Annotated in this window: 22 protein-coding genes and 3 pseudogenes; 11 read left to right on the top strand and 14 right to left on the bottom strand. The window is 70.6% G+C overall.

Annotated features, from left to right (window positions below; genetic code table 11):
• A partial coding sequence (locus ACFV2X_RS04935; protein ID WP_385611454.1) for a biotin/lipoyl-containing protein occupies positions 1-828 on the top strand: 828 nt, incomplete at its 5' end.
• Between the two features lie 291 nt (positions 829-1119).
• On the opposite strand, the gene ACFV2X_RS04930 is transcribed toward ACFV2X_RS04935, so the two are convergent.
• Positions 1120-2031, bottom strand: coding sequence for an alpha/beta hydrolase (locus ACFV2X_RS04930; protein WP_385611451.1), 912 nt, complete (start codon positions 2029-2031; stop codon positions 1120-1122).
• A 180-nt stretch (positions 2032-2211) separates the two neighbouring features.
• On the opposite strand from ACFV2X_RS04930, the gene ACFV2X_RS04925 reads away from it, so the two are divergent.
• On the top strand, positions 2212-3030 hold the full coding sequence (locus ACFV2X_RS04925) for a 4'-phosphopantetheinyl transferase family protein (protein WP_385611449.1): 819 nt from the start codon (positions 2212-2214) through the stop codon (positions 3028-3030).
• A gap of 59 nt (positions 3031-3089) precedes the next feature.
• On the opposite strand, the gene ACFV2X_RS04920 is transcribed toward ACFV2X_RS04925, so the two are convergent.
• Positions 3090-3737, bottom strand: coding sequence for a response regulator transcription factor (locus tag ACFV2X_RS04920; protein WP_089512892.1), 648 nt, complete (start codon positions 3735-3737; stop codon positions 3090-3092).
• Positions 3701-5017 carry a sensor histidine kinase gene (locus ACFV2X_RS04915; RefSeq protein ID WP_385611446.1) on the bottom strand — a complete coding sequence of 439 codons (1317 nt, stop codon included), beginning with the start codon at positions 5015-5017 and terminating at the stop codon, positions 3701-3703. Before ACFV2X_RS04915 ends, ACFV2X_RS04920 begins: the two co-directional genes overlap by 37 nt.
• 214 nt (positions 5018-5231) lie before the next feature.
• Between ACFV2X_RS04915 and ACFV2X_RS04910 the strand changes: the two genes are divergently transcribed.
• Both ACFV2X_RS04910 and ACFV2X_RS04905 read left to right on the top strand, forming a co-directional pair.
• Positions 5232-7172 carry a serine hydrolase domain-containing protein gene (locus tag ACFV2X_RS04910; protein WP_385611444.1) on the top strand — a complete coding sequence of 647 codons (1941 nt, stop codon included), beginning with the start codon at positions 5232-5234 and terminating at the stop codon, positions 7170-7172.
• Between the two features lie 181 nt (positions 7173-7353).
• Positions 7354-7548, top strand: coding sequence for a hypothetical protein (locus ACFV2X_RS04905; RefSeq protein WP_385611441.1), 195 nt, complete (start codon positions 7354-7356; stop codon positions 7546-7548).
• Positions 7549-7558: 10 nt separating this feature from the next.
• On the opposite strand, the gene ACFV2X_RS04900 is transcribed toward ACFV2X_RS04905, so the two are convergent.
• Positions 7559-8641: a glycoside hydrolase family 5 protein gene (locus tag ACFV2X_RS04900; protein ID WP_385611439.1), complete on the bottom strand. Its 1083-nt coding sequence runs from the start codon at positions 8639-8641 to the stop codon at positions 7559-7561.
• 197 nt (positions 8642-8838) lie between these two features.
• Positions 8839-9474, bottom strand: coding sequence for a TetR/AcrR family transcriptional regulator (locus tag ACFV2X_RS04895; RefSeq protein WP_385611437.1), 636 nt, complete (start codon positions 9472-9474; stop codon positions 8839-8841).
• A gap of 97 nt (positions 9475-9571) precedes the next feature.
• On the opposite strand from ACFV2X_RS04895, the gene ACFV2X_RS04890 reads away from it, so the two are divergent.
• Positions 9572-10009 (top strand): hypothetical protein, encoded by a 438-nt coding sequence (locus tag ACFV2X_RS04890; RefSeq protein ID WP_385611435.1) that lies wholly within the window; start codon positions 9572-9574, stop codon positions 10007-10009.
• A 50-nt stretch (positions 10010-10059) separates the two neighbouring features.
• Here the strand turns inward: ACFV2X_RS04890 and ACFV2X_RS04885 are convergent, their stop codons facing one another.
• Positions 10060-10590, bottom strand: coding sequence for a hypothetical protein (locus tag ACFV2X_RS04885; RefSeq protein ID WP_385611433.1), 531 nt, complete (start codon positions 10588-10590; stop codon positions 10060-10062).
• Positions 10591-10638: 48 nt separating this feature from the next.
• Between ACFV2X_RS04885 and ACFV2X_RS04880 the strand changes: the two genes are divergently transcribed.
• Together ACFV2X_RS04880 and ACFV2X_RS04875 are read left to right on the top strand one after the other, a co-directional pair.
• Complete coding sequence (locus tag ACFV2X_RS04880) at positions 10639-11652, top strand: HEAT repeat domain-containing protein (RefSeq protein ID WP_385611431.1); 1014 nt, start codon at positions 10639-10641, stop codon at positions 11650-11652.
• Positions 11653-11691: 39 nt separating this feature from the next.
• Positions 11692-12345 (top strand): hypothetical protein, encoded by a 654-nt coding sequence (locus ACFV2X_RS04875; protein WP_385611428.1) that lies wholly within the window; start codon positions 11692-11694, stop codon positions 12343-12345.
• A gap of 107 nt (positions 12346-12452) precedes the next feature.
• Here ACFV2X_RS04875 and ACFV2X_RS04870 read toward each other — a convergent pair whose 3' ends face one another.
• On the bottom strand, positions 12453-13031 hold the full coding sequence (locus ACFV2X_RS04870) for a hypothetical protein (RefSeq protein WP_385611426.1): 579 nt from the start codon (positions 13029-13031) through the stop codon (positions 12453-12455).
• Between the two features lie 133 nt (positions 13032-13164).
• Between ACFV2X_RS04870 and ACFV2X_RS04865 the strand changes: the two genes are divergently transcribed.
• Positions 13165-13656, top strand: coding sequence for a GNAT family N-acetyltransferase (locus tag ACFV2X_RS04865; protein WP_385611425.1), 492 nt, complete (start codon positions 13165-13167; stop codon positions 13654-13656).
• Between the two features lie 1155 nt (positions 13657-14811).
• Here the strand turns inward: ACFV2X_RS04865 and ACFV2X_RS04860 are convergent.
• Positions 14812-15291: a hypothetical protein gene (locus ACFV2X_RS04860; protein ID WP_385611422.1), complete on the bottom strand. Its 480-nt coding sequence runs from the start codon at positions 15289-15291 to the stop codon at positions 14812-14814.
• Between the two features lie 100 nt (positions 15292-15391).
• Between ACFV2X_RS04860 and ACFV2X_RS04855 the strand changes: the two genes are divergently transcribed.
• Entirely contained in the window at positions 15392-15745 is a 354-nt protein-coding gene (locus tag ACFV2X_RS04855) for a MerR family transcriptional regulator (protein WP_385611508.1), read from the top strand.
• A gap of 176 nt (positions 15746-15921) precedes the next feature.
• Here the strand turns inward: ACFV2X_RS04855 and ACFV2X_RS04850 are convergent.
• Positions 15922-16569, bottom strand: a pseudogene (locus ACFV2X_RS04850) (type II CAAX prenyl endopeptidase Rce1 family protein); the annotation flags it as partial.
• A gap of 234 nt (positions 16570-16803) precedes the next feature.
• Positions 16804-17937 carry an epoxide hydrolase family protein gene (locus tag ACFV2X_RS04845; RefSeq protein WP_385611420.1) on the bottom strand — a complete coding sequence of 378 codons (1134 nt, stop codon included), beginning with the start codon at positions 17935-17937 and terminating at the stop codon, positions 16804-16806.
• Between the two features lie 103 nt (positions 17938-18040).
• Between ACFV2X_RS04845 and ACFV2X_RS04840 the strand changes: the two genes are divergently transcribed.
• The gene (locus ACFV2X_RS04840) at positions 18041-19054 is read left to right on the top strand and encodes a helix-turn-helix transcriptional regulator (RefSeq protein ID WP_385611417.1); all 1014 of its coding nucleotides are present in this window, start codon (positions 18041-18043) and stop codon (positions 19052-19054) included.
• Between the two features lie 61 nt (positions 19055-19115).
• Here the strand turns inward: ACFV2X_RS04840 and ACFV2X_RS04835 are convergent, their stop codons facing one another.
• Positions 19116-20090, bottom strand: coding sequence for a GlxA family transcriptional regulator (locus tag ACFV2X_RS04835; protein WP_385611415.1), 975 nt, complete (start codon positions 20088-20090; stop codon positions 19116-19118).
• Between the two features lie 128 nt (positions 20091-20218).
• Here ACFV2X_RS04835 and ACFV2X_RS04830 point away from each other — a divergent pair, with 128 nt between their 5' ends.
• Complete coding sequence (locus ACFV2X_RS04830; RefSeq protein WP_385611413.1) at positions 20219-21205, top strand: NADP-dependent oxidoreductase; 987 nt, start codon at positions 20219-20221, stop codon at positions 21203-21205.
• A gap of 25 nt (positions 21206-21230) precedes the next feature.
• Here the strand turns inward: ACFV2X_RS04830 and ACFV2X_RS04825 are convergent.
• The 3 genes and pseudogenes from ACFV2X_RS04825 to ACFV2X_RS04815 form a co-directional block, all read right to left on the bottom strand.
• Positions 21231-21710: pseudogene (locus ACFV2X_RS04825) on the bottom strand (methionine adenosyltransferase domain-containing protein); the annotation flags it as partial.
• A 456-nt stretch (positions 21711-22166) separates the two neighbouring features.
• Positions 22167-22344, bottom strand: a pseudogene (locus ACFV2X_RS04820) (S-adenosylmethionine synthetase N-terminal domain-containing protein); the annotation flags it as partial.
• Positions 22345-22441: 97 nt separating this feature from the next.
• Positions 22442-23578 (bottom strand): class I SAM-dependent methyltransferase, encoded by a 1137-nt coding sequence (locus ACFV2X_RS04815; protein ID WP_385611410.1) that lies wholly within the window; start codon positions 23576-23578, stop codon positions 22442-22444.
• Between the last annotated feature and the right edge of the window lie 22 nt (positions 23579-23600).

Raw genomic sequence — 23600 nt, 5'->3', positions numbered from 1 at the left:
TTCCGCATCGCCGACGGCGAGCCGATCGGCTACGACGACCCGCCGGTACGCGGCCACTCCTTCGAGTTCCGCATCAACGGCGAGGACCCCGGCCGAGGCTTCCTCCCCGCCCCCGGCACCGTCACCACCTTCACCCCACCGTCAGGCCCCGGCGTGCGGCTGGACGCGGGCGTGGAGTCCGGCAGCGTGATCGGCCCGGCCTGGGACTCCCTGCTGGCCAAGCTGGTCATCACCGGCGCCACCCGCACCCAGGCATTGCAGCGCGCCGCCCGCGCGCTTGCGGAGTTCCAGGTCGAGGGCATGGCCACCGCCATCCCCTTCCACCGCGCCGTGGTCACCGACCCCGCCTTCACCAGCGACCCCTTCACCATCCACACCCGCTGGATCGAAACCGAATTCACCAACACCATCACCCCCTACACCCCCACGGGCACGGAGGAGAAGGAAGAAGCCGCCGCACGCGAAACCGTGGTCGTCGAGGTCGGCGGGAAACGCCTGGAGGTCTCCCTCCCCGCGTTCCTGGGCGCGGCTGCCGCACCCGCCGCCGGGGACGGGGGCGGGTCGAAGAAGCCCAAGCGCAAGGCGGTCAAGAAGTCGGGATCGTCCGCCTCGGGTGATGCGCTGGCCTCGCCGATGCAGGGCACCATCGTCAAGGTCGCCGTGGCCGAGGGCGACCAGGTCGCCGAGGGTGACCTGGTCGTGGTCCTGGAAGCGATGAAGATGGAACAGCCGCTGAACGCCCACCGGGCCGGCACCATCAAGGGCCTCGCCGCCGAGGTCGGCGCCTCCATCACCTCCGGCGCCGTCATCTGCGAAATCAAGGACTGAGGGCTGACAGCGAGCCACCCGTCCCCGAACCCCTGACCGTTTCAGAGCCCACCGGGCCCCCGTCTCACCGGTTGCGCCGGATACGGGGGCCCGGCAATTCGTATGGCATCTTCGTGCCATGGGTCTGGGGCGCGAAGCCCACGTGACAGACCATGGAGGCGGTGATTCCGCACCGTTGGCATCACCGGTGAACTTGGTCTCCCCCGCGTAACGGGGGCGGGGGAGGCCAATTTCCCGTGCCCGAATCGGCGTCGATCCGGCCTGAGACATGCCCGAGCGGGCATCGCCTCTTCACCTCTTCATCGTGCGCCCCAGGAACCCCAGGACCGTCTCCGCGTAGACCTCCGGATGGGTCTTGACGCCCTGCAGATGCTCGGTGTCCGGCAGCGTGTGCACCTCCGCCAGCGGATACCGCTCCGCCAGCGCCCGCACCCCGTTCGCCGGAATCATCGTGTCGCTCTCGCCGGCCAGAAAGAGCATCGGCGTGCTCTCGTACGCCCCCGTGGCCGCGGGCGGCCACTGCACCCGCAGCATCGCCACCGCCGCCGTCGAGGCGACCTTCTCCAGGGCCTTCCGGGACGGCCCCTTCCGCAGCGGGGCGGGGATCGGCAGCCCGTCGGCCGCGAGGAAGTTACGGAACAGCGGCCGCAGTTCCAGCGCCGGGCCGCTGTCGAATACGACCGCGTCGACCGGGCGCTCCCCGTCCCGCCTGAGCATGTAGAAGGAGGGGAAGGCGGAGATGGAGAAGCCGTAGACCGCGATCCGCGCCGAGGCGTATTCCGCCATGCCGCGCACATGCTTGACCACCGCGACCACATCGTCGGTGTGCCGGTCGCTCATGCCCCAGCAGGCCCGGTCCGCGCTGCTCTTGCCGTGGTTGCGGTGGTCGAACATCGCGACCGTATAGCCCGCCTCGTGGAGCATCTTGGCGTGCGCGAGGCTCGCGGACTTGCTCAGGCCCAGACCGTGCCCGAGCACCACCACCCGGTCCGGGTCGCCCGCGCACAGCCACACATGCAGCCGACGTCCTCCGCCGCCCAGCGGCACGGTGATGTCGGTGCTGGTCAGCCCCAGGTCGGCGGGGATCTTGTGGTACGGCCTGCGGGGCGGGTGGTAGATGAAGTACGAGAGGAAGGCGCCGTACAGCGGAGCCACCGGGAGGGCCAGCGCCGAGGCCGCCTTCGCCGAGAATCCGGTCGCCATGTCGCAAACCCCCATTACGGAAAGTGCACGGTCTGTGCTTGATCGTAGTGGTGCGGACGGGTGACCATACCAGTCGGTAGGGGAACGTGTCCTAAGTCACCGGGGGGCACCCGTGCGGCAACGCCGCCCCGGGGCAAGGATGTTGAGTCAGGCTCAGCGCTGCGGGGGGAGAGCGGAATCGTGTCGTACCGCAACCCGGACGTCCAGCATCCCGCCGTCGACACGGCGGACGGGACGAACGGATGGGGCCCGGTCCGCGCCCTGCCCCGCCCCGAGGACCGGCCCACCGGCGCCGAGGTGGCCGTATGGCTGCTGCGGATCCCGCCGTCCGCCGCTGCCGCCGCCGCGCGCGCCGGGATGCTGGACGCCCGGGAGAGCGAGCGGGCCGCCAGGTTCCGCGACGACACCCTGCGGGAGCGCTATGTCGCCTCCCATGTGGGCCTGCGCATCCTGCTCGGCGCGTATCTCGGCATCGACCCCGCCGAGGTCGAGCTGATCCGCGAGCTGTGCGGCATGCCGGACTGCGACAAGCCGCACGGCCGCCCCGCCGTGGCGGGCGAGCCCGGGCTGCGGTTCTCCCTGTCGCACGCCGAGGACGCCGCGATGTACGCCTTCGCCGACGCGCCCGTCGGCGCCGACATCGAGGCCAGGAACGCGCGGCGGGGCGGCAAAGTGCTGGCCGGGCTGATCCGGCAGCTCCACGCCGATGAGCGGACGGCGATCGAGGCGCTGCCCGAGGCGCTGCACGAGGAGGCGTTCCTCAGCTGCTGGGTGCGTAAGGAGGCGTACCTCAAGGGCATCGGCACCGGCCTGCCCGGCGGCCTGCGCACCCATCACGTCGGCCTGGCCGACCACCTCGCCCCGCCCGACTCCGCCACCCCGCCCGGCTGGTCACTGGCCGATGTACCCGCCCCGCCCGGCTACGCCGCCGCGGTCGCGCTGCGCACGGACGACAGGGTGGCCGTGCGGCCGTCGGTGAGCGCCTTGCGTTTGGGGTGAGTTCGAGGCGACCACACGCCGGCGTCACGGCGTGTCGTCGTCTCGAACTCACCACGGAGTCACTTCATATACGCCAGAACGGCGAGGACCCGCCGGTTGTCGTCGTCCGAGACCGGCAGGTCCAGCTTGGCGAAGATATTGGACGTGTGCTTGATGACGGCCCGTTCGGTGATGACCAGCCGCTCGGCGATCGCGGCGTTGGACCGGCCCTCGGCCATGATGCTGAGGACTTCGCGCTCCCGGGCGGTCAGCCGGGCCAGCGGGTCGGCGGCGGAGGATGTGGTGCTGGCGAAGAGGCGGGCGATGACGTCGGGGTCCATGGCGGTGCCCCCGGCGGCCACCCGGCGGACCGCGTCGACGAACTCGTCCGGGTCGAACACCCGGTCCTTGAGCAGATAGCCGATGCCGCCGGTGCCGTCGGCCAGCAGCTCTTTGGCGTACAGCTGCTCCACATACTGGGACAGGACCAGCACCGGGAGGCCGGGGATCTGGCGGCGGGCCTCCAAAGCGGCCTGCAGGCCCTCGTCGGTGAACGTCGGGGGGAGTCGTACATCGACGACTGCCACGTCCGGACGTTTCTCGACGAGGGCCTGCAGGAGGTCGGGGCCGGTGTCCACAGCGGCGACGATTTCGAAGTCGTATGCCTCCAGAAGCCTGACTAACCCGTCCCTCAGGAGGAAGAGGTCTTCGGCGAGGACAACACGCACGGCAGCTCCATGGTCAGTGTCGTCGGACCGCCCTGGGGGCTGGTCACGGCAAGGACACCGTCGAAAGTAGCAAGCCGGCGCTCCATTCCGCGCAGTCCCGTGCCACGGGAGGGGTCCGCGCCGCCGATCCCGTCGTCGGTGACCTGGCCGCGCAGCCGGCCCGTCTCGTACCAGAGGTCGACCGTGACCCGCTGGGCCTCGCCGTGCTTGGCGGCGTTGGTCAGGGCCTCGGAGATCGCGAAGTACATGGCGGACTCGACGGGGGCCTCGGGGCGGCCCGGCAGCTCGGCGTTGACCTCGACCTCCAGAGGGCTGTCCATGCCCAGGGCGCGGACGGCGTCGGCCAGGCCGCGGTCGGCGAGCACCGGCGGGTGGATGCCGCGGACCAGGTCGCGCAGCTCGTTGAGGGCGGTGGCGGAGGCCTGGCGGGTGTCGGCGAGGATGGCGCGGGCCGCCTCCGGGTCCTTGGCGAGCAGCCGCTCGGCCACGCCCAGGTTCATGCCCATCGCGACCAGCCGGGCCTGGGCGCCGTCGTGCAGATCGCGCTCGATACGGCGCAGCTCGGCGGCCGAGGTGTTGACGGCGTCGCTGCGGGTCTCGGTGAGGTGGCGCACCTGGCGGGACATCTCGGTGGGGGCGAGCAGCGACTTGGCGAACTGGGCGTGCACCCGGAGCAGGTACGGGCCCGCGGCCAGACCGGCCAGCGCGATGGGGACGCCGAGGGCGGCTGCCATCAGGGCGGAGCCGTCACTGGCCACCTTGATCATCGCGTACCAGTTGTTACCACCCGCGTCGGCGATGTCCTCCCAGATCAGGGGCATGATCAGGCCGAAGACGCCATAGCCGACCAGCGCCAGCGGCAGCAGCGCGATCACCAGGCCGACCACCGGGTTGACCAGGGTCCAGGCCAGGTCCCGCCAGGTCGCCGGGTCGGTCAGAACCCACTGGTTGCGCTGCATTAAGCCCTTGAAGCCCGGCTCGGGAGCCGGCTGCGGCCGGTACGGGTCCTCGATCTCGACCCCCGACCACTGACCGGCCAGCCGCCGGGTGATCGCCGTGGTCCCCCGCAGGGCCACCGCCAGGGCGGGCACCAGGAGCACCCCGAGGCCGACACCCAGCAGCGAGATCGCGGTCACCACCAGGCAGAAGAGCGTCACCTCCCACGGGGCGAGGGCGGCCAGCGCCAGCCCGCGGCCCATGGCGCGCACTCCACGGACGGGCCAGGGGCCGCTGCCGCCGACCTGTCGTCCGTCGGTCCTCTCGTCCATCATGATGCTCATTTCGTAACCCCCTCCTCGGGACGGCCCTTCCGCCGCTGTGTGCCATTCAGTCTGCCCGTGGCGAGCCCTTGGGAGCACTGGACTCGGGTGGCGTTTCGGAGGGTGTAGTCAGGTCCCCCATAAGACGCCACACAGGGCCATCGGCCTCCGCGCGCTCCTTGAGTTGACTTGTGGTCATACGACGCGAGCCCTCTGTGAGCGAAGGAGCCGGTAAATGAGTACTCGACGCAGCGCTACCGCGGCGGTGTCCCTGCTGCTCGCCGTCCTCATGACCGTGCTGGCGACGGCCGCCTCGGCCTCCGCCACGCCGTCCGGCTCCCCGCGGCAGTCACGCAGCCTCGAGGACCTGGTCGACGACCTCGTCAAGAAGCAGCTGGACGAGTACCGGATCCCCGGGGCCGCGGTGGTCGTGGTCTCCGGCGGACGGCAGGTGGTGGCCAAGGGATACGGGGTGGCCGACATCGACCGCAACACCCGGGTGGACGCCCGCCGTACGGGGTTCTTCATGGGCTCGGACGCCAAGGTGTTCACCGCCATGGCGGTGCTCCAGCAGGTCGAGCGGAAGAAGCTGGACCCACGGGCCGACGTCAACCGCTATCTCACCCGCCATAAGGCCGGCTTCACCATCAAGGACAGCTATCCGGGGCGGCCCGTCACCGTACGGGACCTGCTGATGCACACCGCCGGGTTCGACAACAGCATCATCGGCCGCGCCACCGCCCACCCCGAGGACGCCGAACGGCTCCGCGACAGCCTGGCCGAACACCAGCCCAAGCGGGTGCGCCCGCCGGGCAAGGTGTCCAGCTACGACAACTACGGCGTGGCGCTGGCCGGCTACCTGGTCGAACTGACTTCGGGCGAGCGCTTCGACGCGTATGTGGGCCGCCACATCCTCCAGCCGCTCGGTATGACCCGCACCTCCTTCGCCCAGCCGCACCCCGCCGCCATCGCCGCCGAACGGGCCGGCGGCTACCGCCCCGACGGCAAGCGGCAGGTGCCCGCCGAGGGCCAGTACGGCGCCTGGACCCCGACCGGCGCCGCGGCCGTCACCACCGCCACCGACATGGGGCGGCTGATGCTCGCCCAGCTCGCGGGCGGCAGCCTCGACGGCCACCGGGTGCTCGGCGAGCGGCTGACCCGGGCCATGCAGCACCGCCAGTTCGGCAACGACCCGCGGCTGCCCGGCATCGGCTACATCCTTGAGCAGCGTGATCGGGACGGCCACCGCATGCTCGTCAAGGACGGTGACATCCCCGGCTTCCACGACAACCTCGCGCTGCTGCCCGACCGGGACACCGGCGTGTACGTCGCGTACAACGGCGACGGCAAGGACGGCAGCGCCTCCTGGGCCGGCCAGGAACTCGTCAACCAGGTCGCCGACCACACCTTCGGCACCCCGCGCCGCGCCGCCACCGCCCGCATGGGCGAAACCGGCAAGTTCACCGGCTTCTACCGCTCCACCCGCACCAGCCACTCCGACCTCACCCGCGCCGCCGCGCTGACCAGCTCGGTCCAGGTCACCGCGGGACCGGACTCCACCCTCACCACCACCGGCCCGCTCAGCCGCGACCCGGGCGTCACCAAGCAGCACTGGGTGCGCATCGGCGACGGCCTCTTCCAGGAGAAGGACGGCCAGGAACGGCTCGCCTTCAAGGACGGCAAGCTCTTCCTCGCCTCCGACCCGACCGTCGCGTACGAGCGGCTGCCCTGGTACGAGTCCCCGGTCCTGCACCAGCAGCTCCTGATCGGCTCGCTCGGCGTGCTGCTGCTGTCCGTCACCGCCTGGACCATCGGCGCCCTCATCGGCCGCCGCCGAGGCTCCGCCACCGCCGCCCCGGCCGGTGCCCAACTGGCCCGCCTGCTCGCCTGGACCACCGGCGTCCTGCTCACCGTGGCCACCGCCTGCTTCGCCCTCCTGGTCGCCGACCCCAACTCGCTCAACCAGACGGTCTTCCTCGGCGACTCGCCCATGCTCAAGCTGGTCCCGGTCCTGGTGAAGGCGGCGCTGGCCACCACGGCCGCGGTGCTGGTGTGCGCCGTGATCGCCTGGTGGCGCCGCTGGTGGGGCTGGGCGGCCCGGATCCACTACAGCGCGGTGGCGCTGTCCGCGGTGCTCTTCCTGGTGGTCGCGGGCAACTACCACCTGGTCGGCTGACGGCCGCTCGTCCTTGCGGTGCCTCGTTCCTTCGGCTACGGCCCGCCTCAGGCGGGCCGTAGCCACAAGGGGGTGCGCGAATCGTCAACATCCCTGCGCGGACTGACAAGGCCAGGTGCGGTCGCGCTCGGCACCCTGGATGCGAAGCCCTGAACAACCCTTGATAAAGGGGGAGACACCCATGAGCATCACAGCAAAGATCGCCGCGACTGTCGCGGGAAGCGTCCTGGTCCTGAGCGCAGCGATCGTTCCCGCCGCCGCCTCGTCGTCGACGGTGGCCGGTCCGGTACAGGGCGCTTGGGTGCAAGGCGCCTGGCTCACCGGGCTGCCCGGCACGACAGCCAACGTGGCCGCCGACGTGCCTGCTTGCTGCTGAAGGCGCGCCGTCAGGGCCGGACGGGCTTGCCGCGTCCCCAGCCCCAGGCGAGCCGGTCGGCGCCGGACTGGTTGGTGGTGGTCAGCGAGGGCCGGGCGGGGTCGCCGGTCAGGGTCTGCAGGGTGTAGGTGTCGTCGGTACGCAGGCCGGGCCAGTAGACGGAGCCCATCTTGAGCTCGCGGAAGGTGTCCGTGACGGCCTGGACGTAGTTGATGAAGTTGTCGGACGGAGCCGGCTTGTTGTAGTTGAGGCCGGTGGTCATCGGGGCGCCGAACTCGTCGGCGACGGTCCGGTTGGCGCAGTCACCTATGCGCACCTTGAGGTCGGCCACCCACTCGTCGTAGGTGGCGTAGCTCTTCCAGAACCCGTAGTGGTGCAGCGACAGGTACGTGCCGTCCAGGCGCGGGTCGGCGCAGACCGAGGTGACGTGGTCGTTGTAGCCGGCGCCGCTGACGAACACCCGGTTGCGCGGGACCGAGGGGTAGGTGGACAGCCACTTCGCGGCGATGTCGGCCCACTCGGTGTCGGTGTAACCGTGGGGCTCGTTCATCGGCTCGAAGTAGACCTGCTTGTCGTCCTTGTACGCGTCGACCACGGTGTTCCACATGGGCCAGAAGGTGGCGGGGTCGTCGATGTAGCCGTCCTTGCGGGGGCCCGTACCCTCCCAGTAGGAGAGGATGATCTTGAAGCCCTTGTCCGAGGCCGCGTCGATGACCCCGCGGTACGACTTCCAGTAGGGGCCGTTGACCGTGTACGGGTTGATCGGCAGCCGAACGGTGTTGGCGCCGAGGTTCGCGCGGAACCCCGAGATGATCCGGCTCGCCTTGGCGTACGTCTGGTCGTAGCTGTCGGACGTCGACAGGCCGGACAGCACGACCGGGTCGTCGGCGAAGTTGTCGCGGGGATCGGCCCAGTTCACGCCCCGGAACTGGGTGGTGTCTCCGCTGGGCGCGGCGGAGGCGGGGCTGCCGGCGAGGGTGGTGCCGGTGGCCGCGGCGACCAGGATCGCGACGAAGGCGGCGCGCAGCCGGGGAGTGAAGCGCGCTCTGGAGGGGCCGGCGGGACTGGCGGGGCTGACGGGGGATGTGCGCATCGCTTGCTCTTTCGGGAGAGGCCGACTCAGCGCATGGCGGAGCCTGCATGTCTGAGTAGCCGTCGGGGTATGTCGTACGGGCGATGTTTACGCAAACATGGGGGGCGCCCGAATCGTGACACCCGGCACAGCGGCCGTCAAGGTTTCCGGCATGTGACCGCCGCGGTCACGCGCTGCGTCGGCGGGGCGCTCTGGTCCTACTGGACCTCTGCCGCTCCGGCGCTACCGGCGTTCTGCAGGGTGAGGAACTTGACGACCTGCCGCGCCACGCCCTCCGGTTCGGCGTCCGGCGGCAGCGGGAGCGCGCCGCCGAGCTGCAGCATCGTGAACCCGTGGACCAGCGACCAGGCCGCCCACGCGGCGATCTGCGGGTCTCCGTCCGCCACGCGGTCGGCCAGAACCCCCGCGCCGCCGTGCAGCGACTCGGCCGCGCGGGCCCGGGCGGCGACCAGGTCGGCGGCGTCCGCGTGGCACAGGCCGGGCTGGAACATCACCTCGAAGTGCCCCCGGTGGGTCAGCCCGAAGCGCACGTACGCGACGCCGACTTCGGCCACGTCGCCGGTCCGCTCCCAGGTGGCGTTGAGCTCGTCGGCGAACAGCTCGAACCCCTCGACGGCCACCGCGGTCAGCAGCCCGGCCTTGTCGCCGAAGTGATGCGCGGGCGCGGCATGGGAGACCCCGGCCCGCCGGGCGAGGTCGCGCAGGCTCACCGCGGCGGCGCCGGACTCCTCGATGGCCTCGATGGCCGCGGTCAGCAGTGCGCGGCGCAGATCGCCGTGGTGGTAGCCCTGGCGGTTGGCGGCGGGGCGAGGCGCGGGGTCGTGGGCTGTCATGGGGTCGACCCTACCCGCATCTAGTCATTGACAAGATGGGTGTCATCGGTCAATCTTTCCTATGTCAAGATCTGATGCCGGAAGGATGAACCCGCGGATGGCCCCCTTGATCGCGCTCGTCGCCGGCTGGATCCTGACCCGCCTCGCCGGACTGCTCGGCGTCTCCGCCCTGGACGGCTGGCAGCCCGCGCTGTGTGTCGCGCTGGCCCTGATGTTCACGCTCACCGGCGTTGCCCACTTCACGGGCCGCCGAGCCGAGATGATCGCCATGGTCCCGCCCGCGCTGCCCCGGGCGGACCTGCTCGTGACGGCGACCGGCGTACTCGAACTGGCCGGAGCGGGCGGGCTGCTGCTCCCCGCCACCCGCTCCTGGGCAGCGGTCGCCCTCACCGTCCTGCTGCTGGCGATGTTCCCCGCCAACGTCCACGCCGCCCGGTCCGGGCTCACGCTGGGCGGAAAGCCGGTCACACCACTGGTCCCGCGGACGTTCCTTCAGGTGGTGTTCCTCGCGGCCTGCGTGGCCGCGGCGGTCTGAGCCCTCAACCGGGGTCGGCCTGAGCCCTCAGCTGGGGTCCGGCTGAGCCGTCAACTGGGGTCCGGGTCCGTGAAGTACGCGGCGGGCTCGTCGGAGAGCTCCCCGTTCATCCACAGGTTCATGCCGTAGACGAGCCGGCGGCCCGGGTAGAGCGTCGGAAGGTCGCTGGTGGTGGCCGCGAAGTCCTGGTCGGCGTCCAGCAGCCGCAACTCCTCACCCCTGCCCAGCAGCGGCCCCCGCAGGTCGGCGGGGACGGCGGCGTCGAAGGTCCGCCAGTCGATCCGCCCTTCGTCGCTCTCGGGATCGAAGCCGTCGGGGACGTCGATGAGGGGACGCAGATCGACGTGGCAGATGAGGCGCCCGCCCTCGATCACCCACAGATCGCTCGTCTCGCCGTTGTCCACATGGTCGATCCGGGTGCTCTCCACGCGGTCCGAATCCTCGGCGTCGAAGAACAACTCGGTGAGCAGAAGCCGGATGTGATCACGCCGGTTGTAGACGAAGAACGTCGTCCAGTCCAACTGGGTGGAGAACTGCCGCTCCAGGATGTAACAGGACGCTGCCGCGCCGTCCCCCGTCATCGAAACCCCTCCCGTAGGTGATCCTTTTCCCGGCCTAGGCTAAGCCCCATGCCAGAAGCCATTGACGCCCTCATGCGGGATCTCTCGGACAACGACCGCACCGTTCGCAGGGCCGCGGAGGACGGCCTGGTCGCGCTCGGAGCGCAGAGCATCGACCCCCTCCTGCCGTATGTCCGCGACACGCGACGGGGAAGCCCGAGATTCAGCGCCGAGTCCGTCTTGAAGCGGCTGGGTGACCAGGCGCTGCCACGCCTCCGGGAGATCCGGCGCCATGGCCCCGGGCGGCTGCGCGGCAAGGCCCTGGAGACGCTGGTCGACCTGGGCGGTGCGCAGGTGCTCGACGATGCCGACCGGCGTGCCGTGGAACGCCTCGTACGGATCAAGCTCCTCGACGAACTCCCGGTGAGTCTCCCCCTGGACGCCGGCCGCTGGCTGGCCTTCCCGGCGGACCGGCTCGACGACGCCGTATCCGCCCTCGGTCTGCACGACCTCCGGCCGGTCACCACCGTGCTGGGCGTGGACGCCACCACCCGAGCCGACGACGCCATGGATTTCCAGGATTCCCAGGGGCAGAAGCAGAGGGCCTACCGGGTCTTCATCACCCCGGAGTTCGAGAGCTGGTATTTCAAGGACCTGCCGATCCGGAACTGGCGCTTGGTGTGGGGCAATTCATTCGTGGACGAATGCGACGGATTCCTCCTGGCCGACAAGCTCAGCGAGCGATGCGGGGAGGCCCACTTCTACGTCATCGACCCCTACCATTCCGGCTCGGTCTGGTACGTCGCGCGCGACGGCCGCAGGGTGCGGAGCTACGGCACCTATGACTACCCGGAGTTCCGGGGCAAGCCGCTTCCGTTCGAGATGAGCTTCATCCAAGACGCGAAAGACGGGATTGAGGACGAGAAATACGCCAAGGGCGTGCCCGACGCGGGCACGGCGGCCGACAACCTCTCCGTCCAACCCGGCCCCATGTCCGCGGACGAGACCCACGGCCACGGCTGGCTCGCCACCACCCACCCCGACCTGCCCAACTCCCGATTCAAGGGAGCCCTGCCCATCTGACTGACCGCACCACACCGGGGCCAACTAAGCTCACGCGCCATGTCGTCGCCGAACATGCCCTCCCCCGCGTCGAACGCCACGGTCATACGCGTCGGCCGCCGCAGCGCCATGACCGGGCTCCCCTGCTCCATCGTCCTCATGGTCATCGGCGCTGTCGGCATCTTCGGCATCGTGCTGGTCGCCATGGGAAAGCAGAAGGGGGAGGCCACCGTCACCGGGTTCGTGGGACTCGGGTTCGCGGTGGCCCTCGGCGTTCTCGGGGTCATCCTCTTCGTCCCCTTCTGGGCGAACCGCCGCAGCAGGATCCTCATCGACCACACGGGCCTGTGGCTCGAAAAGGGAGACCTCCGGAACGTCATCCCCTGGCGCGGCCTGGTCGGAGTCGCCCTCTACTGGAGCGAATTCGGGCGCAACGGGAAGATTTACTCCCTGGAGCTCTACCCCAACGGCCCCATCGACCCGGACGACCCGATCCTGTGGGGCCTGGTCCGCGACGAGGAACCGCTCCACCCCGGCCTGCCGCGCGTACGCCACCGCATCGTGCTCACCGCCCCCAACCAGGGGCCGGTGGTCGAGGCGGTCCTAAGTCACGTCCCGCAGATCTGGCTCGGCGAGTCCCAGCGCCCGGCGGGCCACATCGGACGCCCCGACGTCAGGGGACACCGGGAGCGCACGCGAGGTCGTACGCGGTGACAGGCGCTGTGGCTGATCGGCCCGCCGGCGCTCGACGCGGCCGCCCGCGCTGGACGCGGGGCTCGCCGCCTTGGCCGCGGACGAGAAGGGCCGCGGGGCATCCGACCTCAGCCGGGAAAGGCGCCGGCGAACCCGGCCAGATTCCGCGGGCAGGTCCATATCTCCCGCGTCATCCGGCCCTCGTACCAGGACTGTGCCCCCTCCTCGTCGGGCCAGTTCTCCTCGTCGGCCAGGGCCGCCTCGTGGTCGGCGTCCCGCTCCGGATGGGCCAGCATCTCCAGGACGTAGCGGAAGTTGTCCAGCTCCTCATCGAACGGCGCATCGTCACAAGGATGCTCCTCATGCTCACAGGACGCCTGCCCGAGAGCCCGCTCGACCGCGCCCATCGCCTCCATCACCCGGGCCTCGGCCGCCGCGTCCGGGCGGGCGTAGATCACATAGGGCCCGATCAACACCAGCCCCAGCGTCCACAGCGCCGTCTCCGGCCCGGCCCCGCCGGCCGCCACGCTCGCCTCGAGATTCTTCGCGCACTTCAGCACCGTGGCCTGCGCGTCGCCGAGGTAGTAGCCGTGACGCATCTCGTCCCAGTCGGCGATCAGCTCGTCCCACTCGGCAGGGGTGGTCGGCCCTGGGGTAGGGCGTACCTCGTCGTCGCGCCGGTCCTCGGCTGTCTGCGGATTGGTCACGATCCGAGGATGACATGAGGGACTGACAGCGACGATGCGGGGGCACCCGCTCCGGTCGACCCCTCGGCCGGGTTCGCGGCGTCCTCGCCATAAGTGTTGAGGTGTATCAGGCCATGACGGCAGTCTGGTCGGTATGGGACACGACGCCGGACACCACACCGACGTACGGCAGGCGACAGAGGATGACATCGCGGAGCTCGTACGCCTGCGACAGTTGCTGTTCGAAGACCTCGGCGGTGAATTCTTCAACCCCTCCTCAGGAGACGACGACTGGCGGGACGCCCTTGCCGAGGCCCTCAAGGATCAGCTGACAGCCGACGCCGTACGGATCCTCGTCGTGGACGGCGATCAGGGCCTTGCCGCCTGCGGCATCGGCACCATCGAGCAGCGGCTGCCCGGCCCCCGCCTGCGGAACGGCCGGATCGGGCAGGTGATCGGCGTGGTCACCGATCCGGCATACCGGCGGCGCGGCCACAGCCGCGCGATCATGCGGGGCCTGCTCGACTGGTTCCGGGAACGTGGGGTCGCCCGGGTGGATCTGCGTGCCTCCGCCGAGGGTGAGCCGCTTTACCGCGAGCTCGGCTTCGTCAACCACCCTGCCCCCACGCTGTACTGGCACCCCTGACGCATCCCGGCGCACCTGCCTGCGCCAGTGAGCGTGCTCGGCCCTGGCCTGTGCGCGTACCTGCTGACGTGTCGACCAACCAGTGATCGCCGATGCGAGGACGGTGCCTGCCACGCCGATCGATGCACCGAGCAGTGCCGCTATTCCCTGGTCCACGGAGATGTGTCTACCGCACCTGCCTGCGGCCGGATATGCGCGGTGACTCGTCGTCGGCCTCGTGGGTGGGGGTGTGCTCCGCTTCGCTGCGCGTTGGCTTCGCTGCGCTTCGCTTGTGCCTGTGCGCCGTCTCGCGGCATTCGGTTCGGGCGGGTGCGGGTTTCGTCTCGGACCCTCCGGGTCCAAAGCGCCAGCAGGAGGGGGGAAGGGGGCGGCCGACCCGTTGTTCTGGTTCCTCGGCCCGGTGGGTGGTTGAGCTCAAAGAGGCTCCGCTGCGCTCCGCCGCAGCTGCTGCCGCGCGGTGGCCGATCGAGGGGACCAGCGGTGCGCTCAACTGGGTGCGCGAGCACGACGGATGGGCGGGCACCGGGGGACGGGATCGCCTCTCCTCCCACCTGCTCTCAGAAAAACACTTGATGCAGTACTTGATGCAGAGCAAGCAGTTTTTTAAGAGCAGGTGGGTGGAGGGCCCGAACCGGACCCCTTGGGCTGGACGGCGACGAAGCCCCCCGGCGCCCCCGCTCCTTCCCGCTGTTGGCCGCTGTGCGCCGAAGGCGCGAGACGATGCCCGACGCGGCGTTAGGACCATGCCGTCCGACAGGCACAAGCGAACGCAGCGAAGCCAACGCGTAGCGAAGCGAAGCACACCCCGTCATGTCCGCGACCGCTCTCGCCGTCGGCATCGACGTCGCGCTTGCGGCGGGCTCCGGGCCTTGACCAAGAATTACGGGATCCACTTGGGCCACCGGCCCGAAGAGCACACCATGCATGCGGCCGAGACGGCACCCGGACGGAGTACGGACATGGCAGGTAGGCGGCGCAGCTTCGCGGAGCGGCGAAAGGCGTGCGGCCTGAAGACGACAGCCGACGAGTTGGATCGGGCGGGCGCTCGAGGCCGTCGAGGCCGTTGAGGTAAGGAGACTGTTCGAGGCGCCGGATCTGTGCGAGGCATACGAGGGGCTGACGCAAGAGGGGCGCAGCCGCTGATCGCCACGGGGCTCACCGACCCTCGGCGCCGAGGGGATGCATGGCGGAGGGGCCTACGGGACCATCCAGGAGGTTGGCGCGCTGGGTTCGCCACCACGGCAGAAGTTGAACGACACCCCACGCCACCTCCACCACCAAGAAGGCCCACAGGACCCGCGTGGCACCCTGGGCCAGCGCGTACGCGAGCCACATGGAGAACAGCGTGCGCGCGACACCGTCGAACAGCCCGTGGACCGGCAGGGGCTTGACGATACGGAGCAGCGCCCAGACGACCACGACCGAGCCCATCAGATTCGCGTAGAGGGTCTGCATGGGGTCGACGGCGGGCAGGACGCCGAGCCCGAGGGCGTCGCCCAGCGAGTTCAGGGCGTCGTGGATCAGCGCATAGGTCCACGGCGTCGCGAAGCCCGCCGTGACGAGGAGGTCGTACCAGGCGCTTGCGCGTACTGCGCGGAGATAGGTGTGACGGGAAGGGGCGAAGAGACGGTTCATGGTGAGGCTCCTGCTGATCTCGGGGGCGATGTGCAGCCGCGGCCTCACGCTAAACAGTGGAGTACGCTCCAAGGTCAAGTCCACAACCGGGCGGAGAGCCATGCGTATCGGGGAGCTGGCCGCGCAAGCGGGGCTGAGCAAGGACACCATTCGCTTCTACGAGAAGATCGGCCTCGTCAGCGGGCGGCGTCTGCCCAACGGCTATCGCGACTTCTCACCGGAGACCGTGACCTGGCTGCATTACGTCCGTACCGCGCAAACGCTCGGCTTCTCGCTGGCCGAGATCGGGCGGAGCTTCGAGGAACTGCGCGATGCCCCGGACTCCGCCGAGGCGTTGTCCGCGTTGTTCGAGGAGAAGATCCGGGTGATCGACACGAGGATGGCCGAGCTCGCGGCCCTGCGGGCGGACCTCGACGCGCGGGTTGGTACGGGGTGCCCGTTGCGTGTGCCGTAAGTCCTGGGCCGCCCAAACGCGCCCATGCGGCGGCACAGCATGAACACGACCGCTGCCACCAGCAGATAGGCGGGTACGAGCAGTACCGCGTCGGGGGTCGTCTGGGTCGCCGACCAGCCCGCGTCGCGCCGGTCGCCCTCCAACGCGACGCGGTTGACGGTGAGAAAGGTCAGGTGGGTGCCGATGGCGGCCCAGAGCGGGGCCTGGCCGACGGCCGTCCGGGCCGCGACGAGGGTCAGCCCGAAGATGGGGAGCAGGATCAGATAGGAGGCCGTGTCCTGTCCCGGTGGCACGATGCCGATGGGCGCGGGCTCGGCGCCGGTCAGGCGCGCGGTGGCCGCGTAGGCCACGGTCGACGCACCCGGCACGAGCAGGAAGACGGCCGTCGTGCCGAGCGCCGAGGCGGTGCCGCCGAACCGTTCGCGCAGGGCGGTCCAGGCGTAGCCGCGCAGCGTGGTCTCTTCGGGCAGGGCTTCGAGTAGAAGCGCGATCACCGCATTGGTTATGAGGAAGCCGACAAGGGGCAACGGGTCCGGGCGCGACCAGCGCAGCAGGCCCCCGGCCGTCCCGGCGCCGAGGACGAGCACCGCCGACGCCGCCGTCACGCCCACACCGGTGAGAAACGCCCGCAGGCCGGCCCGGGCACCGCCGAGGCCCAGGGCCTTGAGCGATGCGCCGCGCCGCCGTACCGCGAGAGTTACGGGGACGATGGCCAGCGCGCTGACCAGAACGGCCGGGACCAGCCGGGCCGCCGTCCCGGTGAGGCCGACCCTCTCCGCGGCGGCCGAGCCCGCCGCCGTGCCGACGCCCAGCGCGCCGGCCATGACCAGGCCGCCGGCGAGGGCCCTGACCAGGGCGTTGAGTCGGGAAGTGGCGGATTGCCCGCCCGGGTGCTGCCTCGTCATGTGCCCGTCCTGGCTGAGCTGGTGATCGGTTCGCCGTGCTGCTGCCAGTCTCGGTTCCGTTTCGGCCGCGAACCTCGTGACCGCTGATGAGACGTGCGTACATCGTTTGAGGTATTCCGGATGAGAGATGTTCCGGATCAGCGGAGTTCCGGGTCAGCGGACCTTGGCGAAGAAGGCGCGCATATCGGCGGCCACGTCGTCCGGTCGCTCCATGGCCACGAAGTGGTGGCCGCCCGGGTTGTCGGTGGGCCAGTGGACGATGGTGTTGTGGCGCTCGGCGAGCCGCCGGATGCCGGGAGCCCCGCTGTAGACGCCGGTGGGCACGGCCTTCTGGCCCTCCGGCCAGCCGAAGCCCGTGCTGTCGTACATGGGCCAGGAGGAGGAGCCGAAGGTGTCGGTGAGCCAGTAGAGGGTTGTGTTGGTGAGGATCAGGTCGCGGTCGATCAGCTCCTCGGGGAGTTTGTCGGCGACGGTGAACTCCTTGAACTTCTGGGTCATCCAGGCCAGCGCGGCGACGGGGGAGTCGTGCCAGCCGTACGCGAAGGTCTGCGGGGCGGCGCGCAGCAGGGCGTGGTGGGGGACGCCGTTCATCCAGTCGGCCTGCTGGAGCTGTTCGAAGACCGCGCGTTCGTCGTCGGTCAGCTCGGGGAGGTCGGCTTCGGTGGGGAAGCCGAGGCCGGCGATGATGTAGACGCCGACGACGTGGTCGGGTGCCGCCTTGGCCACTTCCGGGGCGATGTACGCGCCGAGGTCACCGCCCTGGACGCCGTAGTGGTCGTAGCCGAGGCGCTGCATCAGCTGCACCCAGAGCCCCGCCACCCGGGCGACGGTCCAGCCGGTTTCGCGCGGCGGTGCGGAGAAGCCGTAGCCGGGCGGGGACGGGACGACGACGTGGAAGGCGTGGGACGGGTCGCCGCCGTGTGCGCGGGGGTCGGTGAGGCGGCCGATGAGGTCGGTGAACTCGATGAAGGAGTTCGGCCAGCCGTGGTTGAGGATCAGCGGCAGGGCGTCGGGTTCGGGTGAGCGTACGTGCAGGAAGTGGATGTCCTGTCCGTCGATCTCGGTCATGAACTGGGGGAACTCATTCAGCCGCGCCTCGTGCCGGCGCCAGTCGTAGCCTCCCTGCCAGTAGCCGGCCAGCTCCTTGAGGTGGGCCAGGGGCACGCCACGCCTCCAGCCCTCGCCGGAGAGCTGGCTGGGCCAGCGGGTGTTGGCCAGGCGGTCGTGGAGGTCGGCTACATCGGACTGGGGGATGTCGATGTGGAAGGGGCGTGGTTCATTGCTCATGGCGGCTGGTTTCCATCCTCAAGACGCTGGTGTGCGGTCGTGAGCGACAGTAGGTCCCATCTAGGTCGGATCCTGGCCTAGATCACGCGGCATCATGGGCGTCATGAGTACTCCTTCGGGCCGGTTGTTGTCATTGCTGTCCCTGTTGCAGACCCCGCGAGAATGGCCCGGCAGCGAGCTCGCCGACCGTCTGGGCGTCAGCCCTCGTACGGTCCGGCGGGACGTCGACCGACTGCGCGAGCTGGGATATCCGGTCGAGGCGAGCATGGGGGCCGCCGGGGGGTACCGGCTCGCCGCGGGCAAGGCCATGCCGCCGCTGCTGCTCGACGACGAGGAAGCTGTGGCCATCGCGGTCGCGCTCAGTACGGCGGTCGGCAAGCCGGTAAGCGGTATCGAGCAGGCGTCCCTGCGCGCCCTGGCCAAGCTGGAGCAGGTGTTGCCGTCCCGGCTGCGGCACCGGGTCGGGGCCTTCCGGGCCGCCACGGAGTCGCTGTTCACCGAGAGCACCACGCCCGTCGACCCGCATGAGCTCGCGGTGGCCGCCGCGGCCGTGGCCGGCCATGAACGGCTGCGGTTCGGCTACGAGTCGGGGGACGGCAGCCGGACCCGGCGGCTGGTCGAGCCGCACCGGCTGGTGCTGGCGGGGCGCCGCTGGTATCTGCTGGCGTACGACACCGAGCGCGACGACTGGCGGATCTTCCGCGTCGACCGGATGTCCCGCCTTCAGCCCACCGGCGTACGCGTCCCGCCCCGCGAGCTGCCCGAGAAGGACGCGGCCGCCTTCGTCACCCGCCGGATGTATTCCCTCGCGCCCACCTACGAGGTGCGGGCCACGCTGTGTCTTCCGGCCGCTCAGGCGGCCGAGCGGCTGGGCGCCGCGCCCGGCGAGCTGCGGCCGATCGACGAGAACAGCTGTGAGCTGCACGGACGCGCCGATACGTTGGAGTGGCTGGCGTCCCGGCTGCTCATGCTGGGCTGTGAGTTCCAGGTGCATGAGCCCCCGGAGCTGCTGGCCCATCTGCGCGTGATCGGGGACCGCGCCCTCCGGGCCGCCGGAGATCCGGCGGCCGAGGCGCCACCGTGCCGCTCCCGGCCATCGGAATCCCTCCGCGGGTGATCGTTGGGCGGGCCGCCCGCTCCCGTACGGCCACCGCCATCCGGCAGGTACGCCCCTGCCATCAGAGCGCGGCCGTCTGCTGAGGGCGGAAGGTGCGGCGGTATGCCTGGGGACTGACACCGATGGCGGTGTGGAGGTGTTGCCGCAGGGAGGTGCCGGTGCCGAATCCGGCCCGGTGGGCGACCAGGTCGATCGGCCAGTCGGTGGTCTCCAGGAAGTGCCGTGCGAGGTCGACGCGTTGCCGGGTGAGCCACTGGCCGGGGGTGCTGCCGGCTTCGTCGCGGAAGCGGCGGCTGAAGGTGCGCACACTCATGTTGGCGTGGGCGGCGAGGTCGGACAGGGTGAGCGGTTCGGCCAGGTGCCGCATGGCCCACGCCCTGGTGGCCGCGGTGCTGCCGGTGGATGGATCGGGGACGGGGCGTTGGATGTACTGGGCCTGGCCGCCGTCGCGCCAGGGCGGTACGACGCAGGAGCGGGCGACCTCGTTGGCGACGTGGCTGCCATGATCGAGGCGGACGATGTGCAGACACAGGTCGATGCCCGCGGCGACTCCGGCGGAGGTGAGGACGTCGCCGTCGTCGACGTACAGGACATCGGGGTCGATGCGGGTGGTGGTGAACATCCGCTGGAGCCGTTCGGCTTCGCGCCAGTGCGTGGTGGCGGGACGACCGTCGAGGAGGCCGGCGGCGGCCAGGACGTAGGTGCCGGTGCAGATCGCGACGATCCTCGTGCCGGGGCGGATGGCGGCCAGGGCGTGGCGCAGCGGGCCGGGCAGGCGGCCTTCTTCCCGTATCGCACCCAGCTGGTGGGAGGGCGGGACGACGACGGTGTCGACGGTGGCCAGCAGGGAGGCGTCGTGGGAGACGGCGAGGTCGTAGTCGGCTTCGGCCCGCACGGGGCCGCCGTCCAGGCTGCATGTGGCCACGGAGTAGAGCGGGTTGCCGTCGGCGTCGCGGGCGGCGTTGAAGATGCGGGCGGGGATGCCGAGCTCGAAGGGGACGACGCCGTCCAAGGCCAGAATGCCAACACGGTGCATGGCCGGATCCTTTCAGAACCTGGCCATCTCGCCACCACCAGGGGCTGTGCCGACCGAGCAGCCTTGGGCCGTGCCCGGTAACCACCGGCACCGGAACCCCATGCACCTCCCGGAGAAGGAACACCTCCATGTCCAAGCCCATTGCCGCACCTTCGACCATGCGTGCCGTATCCCAGGACAGGGCCGGGGGCCCCGACGTCCTGAAGGTCATCGAAACGAAGCGGCCGGAACCGGGCCGGGGCGAGATCCTGGTCCGGGTGCACACGGCGGGCGTGAACCCCGCCGACTGGAAGACCCGCGAGCGCGGCGTGTTCGCGGACGGAGCGACGCCTCCCTTCACCCTCGGCTTCGACGTGGCCGGAGTCGTCGAGTCCGCCGGCGCGGGCGTGACGCTCTTCCGGCCCGGCGACGAGGTGTTCGGGATGCCGCGCTTCCCGCACCCGGCGGGCGCGTACGCCGAGTACGTCACCGCACCGGCCCGCCACTTCGCCCCGCGCCCACGCGGCCTCGACCACCTCCAGGCCGGCGCCCTGCCGCTGGCCGCGCTCACCGCGTGGCAGGCCCTGGTCGACACCGCTCATATGCGGCCCGGGCAGCGTGTCCTGGTCCATGCCGCGGCGGGCGGTGTCGGTCACCTGGCCGTGCAGATCGCCAAGGCCCGCGGCGCGTACGTCATCGCCACCGCCGGCGCGGCAAAGCACGACCTGCTGCGGACACTCGGCGCCGACGAGCTCATCGACTACCGCACCCAGGACGTCGCCGACACCGTCCGCGACGTCGATGTCGTCCTCGACAGCATCGGCGGACCCACCTGGGCACGCTCCCTGCGCACCCTGCGCCGAGGGGGCACCCTCGTCTCGATTCTGCCGTTCGACGACACCTTCCCCGCCCGGCAGGCCGAGGAGGCCGGGGTGCGAGCGGTCTTCATGCTCGTCGAACCCGACCAGCAGGGGTTGCGAGAGATCAGCGACCTGATCGAAGACGGCCGCCTACGAGTGATCGTCGACGCGGTATTCCCCCTCGAACAGGCGGCTCGAGCACACGAGTTGGGCGAGACCGGCCGAACCACCGGAAAGATCGTCCTGACCGTCACCCCTGACCCCGCCCGGACCTGAGTCATCCCGGGCCCAGGGCGGTGCCTCACAGGCCGGCGGCCGCCCGCAGCTTGGCCGCCCGGTCCGTGCGCTCCCAGGTGAACTCCGGGCGGCCGAAGTGGCCGTACGCGGCGGTCCTGGCGTAGCCGGGGCGCAGCAGGTCCAGGTCGCGGATGATGGCCGCGGGCTTGAGGTCGAACACCTCGCTGATGGCGTCGGCGACCCGCCGCACGGCCACCCGGGCGGTGCCGAAGGTCTCGACGAACAGGCTGACCGGCTCGGCCTTGCCGATGGCGTACGCGACCTGCACCTCGCAGCGGTCCGCGAGCCCCGCGGCCACCACGTTCTTGGCGACCCAGCGCATGGCGTACGCGGCGCTGCGGTCGACCTTGGACGGGTCCTTGCCGGAGAACGCACCGCCGCCGTGCCGGGCCACGCCCGTGTACGTATCCACGATGATCTTGCGGCCGGTCAGTCCGGCATCGCCCATGGGGCCGATCTCGAACCGGCCGGTGGGGTTGACAGCTGCTGGCTGAGGAGCGCGCTGAGATCGTTTTAGCTCGTTCGGGTGATGGTCGACTACTGGGGTTGTGGTGCCCCGTGTGGGGCGGGGTAGCGTGAAGTCGCGATCTGGGACGCCGGGTTCGGCGCCAGTGTGCGGGGCCCCTGCTCCACCGGAGTGATGGTTCAGGGCCTCCCCGTCGCCTCTGGCCGAGCCCACAGGCCAGGTCGCGCAGGGAACTGGCCTCCCGGGATCGGACCACGGACAGGATCCGTGTCGCCGCTCCGGGGTCGAGTACGCCGGGGACCAGTGCGCCCAAGACCGTTCGGGGCGTGCCAGTGCGTGGGCTCACTCCCGCTCACTGCTCAGGAACGGTTGACCAGCAGCTTTACGTTGTCGCTGGCCAGCCGGATGCTTCGGTGCGCAGCGCCTCAAGCTCCGGCTGGGCGACATGGGCCTAGACGTCGACATCCCCGGCGGTGGTCGAGATCTCGCCCGCGATATGCACCTGGCCCGTGGTGAGCAGCGTCTCCACCGCCACCCGGGCGCGCGGGTCCTGTGCGAGCAGCGCGTCCACGATGGTGTCGCTGATCTGGTCGGCGATCTTGTCGGGGTGGCCTTCGGCCACCGATTCGGAGGTGAAGAGGCGTACGGACATGGTGCGTACTCCCTTACGTGGGATGAGAGAGGTGCTCCCCGGCGCGCGGGGTCACGCCGGGGAGCTGGGGAGGTGGCCTCAGCAGGAACAACAGGGGTCAGGAGCGGCGGGCGAGCAGCACCCGGTGCATCGGGGTGTCGAGCAGGCCGATCCGGCGCAGCCCCGCATCGGCCAGCCACTGGTCGTAGTCGTGCACGGTGAAGGCGTCGCCGCCGCCGGTGGCCAGCATCGACGCGGCGAACAGCCGGAAGAACTTGTTCTGGACCGAGCCCTCGCCGCCGTCCTCGTCGACGATGTGGTCGGCGATCGCGATCACCCCGTCCTCGGTGAGCCCCTTGACCGCCTTCAGCAGCAACTCGCGGGCCGACTCGGGGGTCTGGAGGTGGAAGATGTTGACGAACAGCGCCAGGTCGGTGCCGCTGCCCCAGTCCTCGCTCCAGAAGTCCACGGTCTCGCCCTGGAACCGCTCGGCGACCCCCAGCTGCCCGGCCTGCCGGGTGGCGATCGGGATGATCCGCTCGGCGTCCAGGCCGCGGGCGGTCAGCTCGGGGAACTCGCGCAGCAGCAGGTGGCTGTAGATCCCGGTGCCGCAGCCGACGTCCAGGAGGGTCGCGGAGCGGCCGGTGGTCCAGCCGAGTTCGCGCAGCGCGCCGGCCAGCGAGCGGGTGATCGGCGGCGCCCAGAAGTTGATGCCGCGGACCAGCGAGGTGTAGTCCTCCTCCGATATCTGGTTGAGCTGCTGCGCGCCCTCGGCGGTGCGGGCGCCGGAGCGTACGTTCTCGGCGAGCCGGCGCCACGCGTTCCAGGCCACATTGCGGTCGTGGCCGATCTTCCCGGCGAGGCTGAAGAGCCCGTCGGGCGCGAACACGCCGTGCAGTTCGGCCGGGAGGGTGTAGACGGCCTGGCCGTCCTCCCCTCTGCTGCGCTCGACGACGTCGTACGCGTACAGGCCGTCCAGCAGGACCCGGGTGGCCCGCAGATCGGTGTCCAGCACCTCGGCGAGCTGCGCGGCGGTGGCCGGGCCGACGGTGAGGGCGGCGAAGGCGCCGAGGTCCTGGGCGGCCTCGATGACGCCTGGAGCCCACATGCCGATCAGGTGCTCGTACAGCCGGTGGGCGGCGCGGACCTCGCCGTCCACGGCCTCCGGGAAGGCGGTGGTGTCGACGAGCGGGGTGAGGTTGGCGGAGGCGGTGGAGGTGGTGGAGGTGGTGGCAGTGGTGGCGGGAACGGTCATGAGGCCGGCTCCTTGGAGTGTC

Origin of the sequence: Streptomyces sp. NPDC059679, assembly GCF_042734105.1 — a bacterium.
GTDB lineage: Bacteria > Actinomycetota > Actinomycetes > Streptomycetales > Streptomycetaceae > Streptomyces.
Note: the sequence above shows the minus strand (reverse complement) of the source record. Positions and strands in the feature narration are given on the sequence as shown.

Coding starts and splice junctions, on each gene's coding strand:
- ACFV2X_RS04930 (WP_385611451.1), bottom strand. CDS start 2,031: ATGGCGACCGGATTCTCGGCGAAGGCGGCCTCGGCGCTGGCCCTCCCG.
- ACFV2X_RS04915 (WP_385611446.1), bottom strand. CDS start 5,017: ATGAGCATCATGATGGACGAGAGGACCGACGGACGACAGGTCGGCGGC.
- ACFV2X_RS04910 (WP_385611444.1), top strand. CDS start 5,232: ATGAGTACTCGACGCAGCGCTACCGCGGCGGTGTCCCTGCTGCTCGCC.
- ACFV2X_RS04905 (WP_385611441.1), top strand. CDS start 7,354: ATGAGCATCACAGCAAAGATCGCCGCGACTGTCGCGGGAAGCGTCCTG.
- ACFV2X_RS04900 (WP_385611439.1), bottom strand. CDS start 8,641: ATGCGCACATCCCCCGTCAGCCCCGCCAGTCCCGCCGGCCCCTCCAGA.
- ACFV2X_RS04895 (WP_385611437.1), bottom strand. CDS start 9,474: ATGACAGCCCACGACCCCGCGCCTCGCCCCGCCGCCAACCGCCAGGGC.
- ACFV2X_RS04890 (WP_385611435.1), top strand. CDS start 9,572: ATGGCCCCCTTGATCGCGCTCGTCGCCGGCTGGATCCTGACCCGCCTC.
- ACFV2X_RS04885 (WP_385611433.1), bottom strand. CDS start 10,590: ATGACGGGGGACGGCGCGGCAGCGTCCTGTTACATCCTGGAGCGGCAG.
- ACFV2X_RS04880 (WP_385611431.1), top strand. CDS start 10,639: ATGCCAGAAGCCATTGACGCCCTCATGCGGGATCTCTCGGACAACGAC.
- ACFV2X_RS04875 (WP_385611428.1), top strand. CDS start 11,692: ATGTCGTCGCCGAACATGCCCTCCCCCGCGTCGAACGCCACGGTCATA.
- ACFV2X_RS04865 (WP_385611425.1), top strand. CDS start 13,165: ATGGGACACGACGCCGGACACCACACCGACGTACGGCAGGCGACAGAG.
- ACFV2X_RS04860 (WP_385611422.1), bottom strand. CDS start 15,291: ATGAACCGTCTCTTCGCCCCTTCCCGTCACACCTATCTCCGCGCAGTA.
- ACFV2X_RS04855 (WP_385611508.1), top strand. CDS start 15,392: ATGCGTATCGGGGAGCTGGCCGCGCAAGCGGGGCTGAGCAAGGACACC.
- ACFV2X_RS04845 (WP_385611420.1), bottom strand. CDS start 17,937: ATGAGCAATGAACCACGCCCCTTCCACATCGACATCCCCCAGTCCGAT.
- ACFV2X_RS04840 (WP_385611417.1), top strand. CDS start 18,041: ATGAGTACTCCTTCGGGCCGGTTGTTGTCATTGCTGTCCCTGTTGCAG.
- ACFV2X_RS04835 (WP_385611415.1), bottom strand. CDS start 20,090: ATGCACCGTGTTGGCATTCTGGCCTTGGACGGCGTCGTCCCCTTCGAG.
- ACFV2X_RS04830 (WP_385611413.1), top strand. CDS start 20,219: ATGTCCAAGCCCATTGCCGCACCTTCGACCATGCGTGCCGTATCCCAG.
- ACFV2X_RS04815 (WP_385611410.1), bottom strand. CDS start 23,578: ATGACCGTTCCCGCCACCACTGCCACCACCTCCACCACCTCCACCGCC.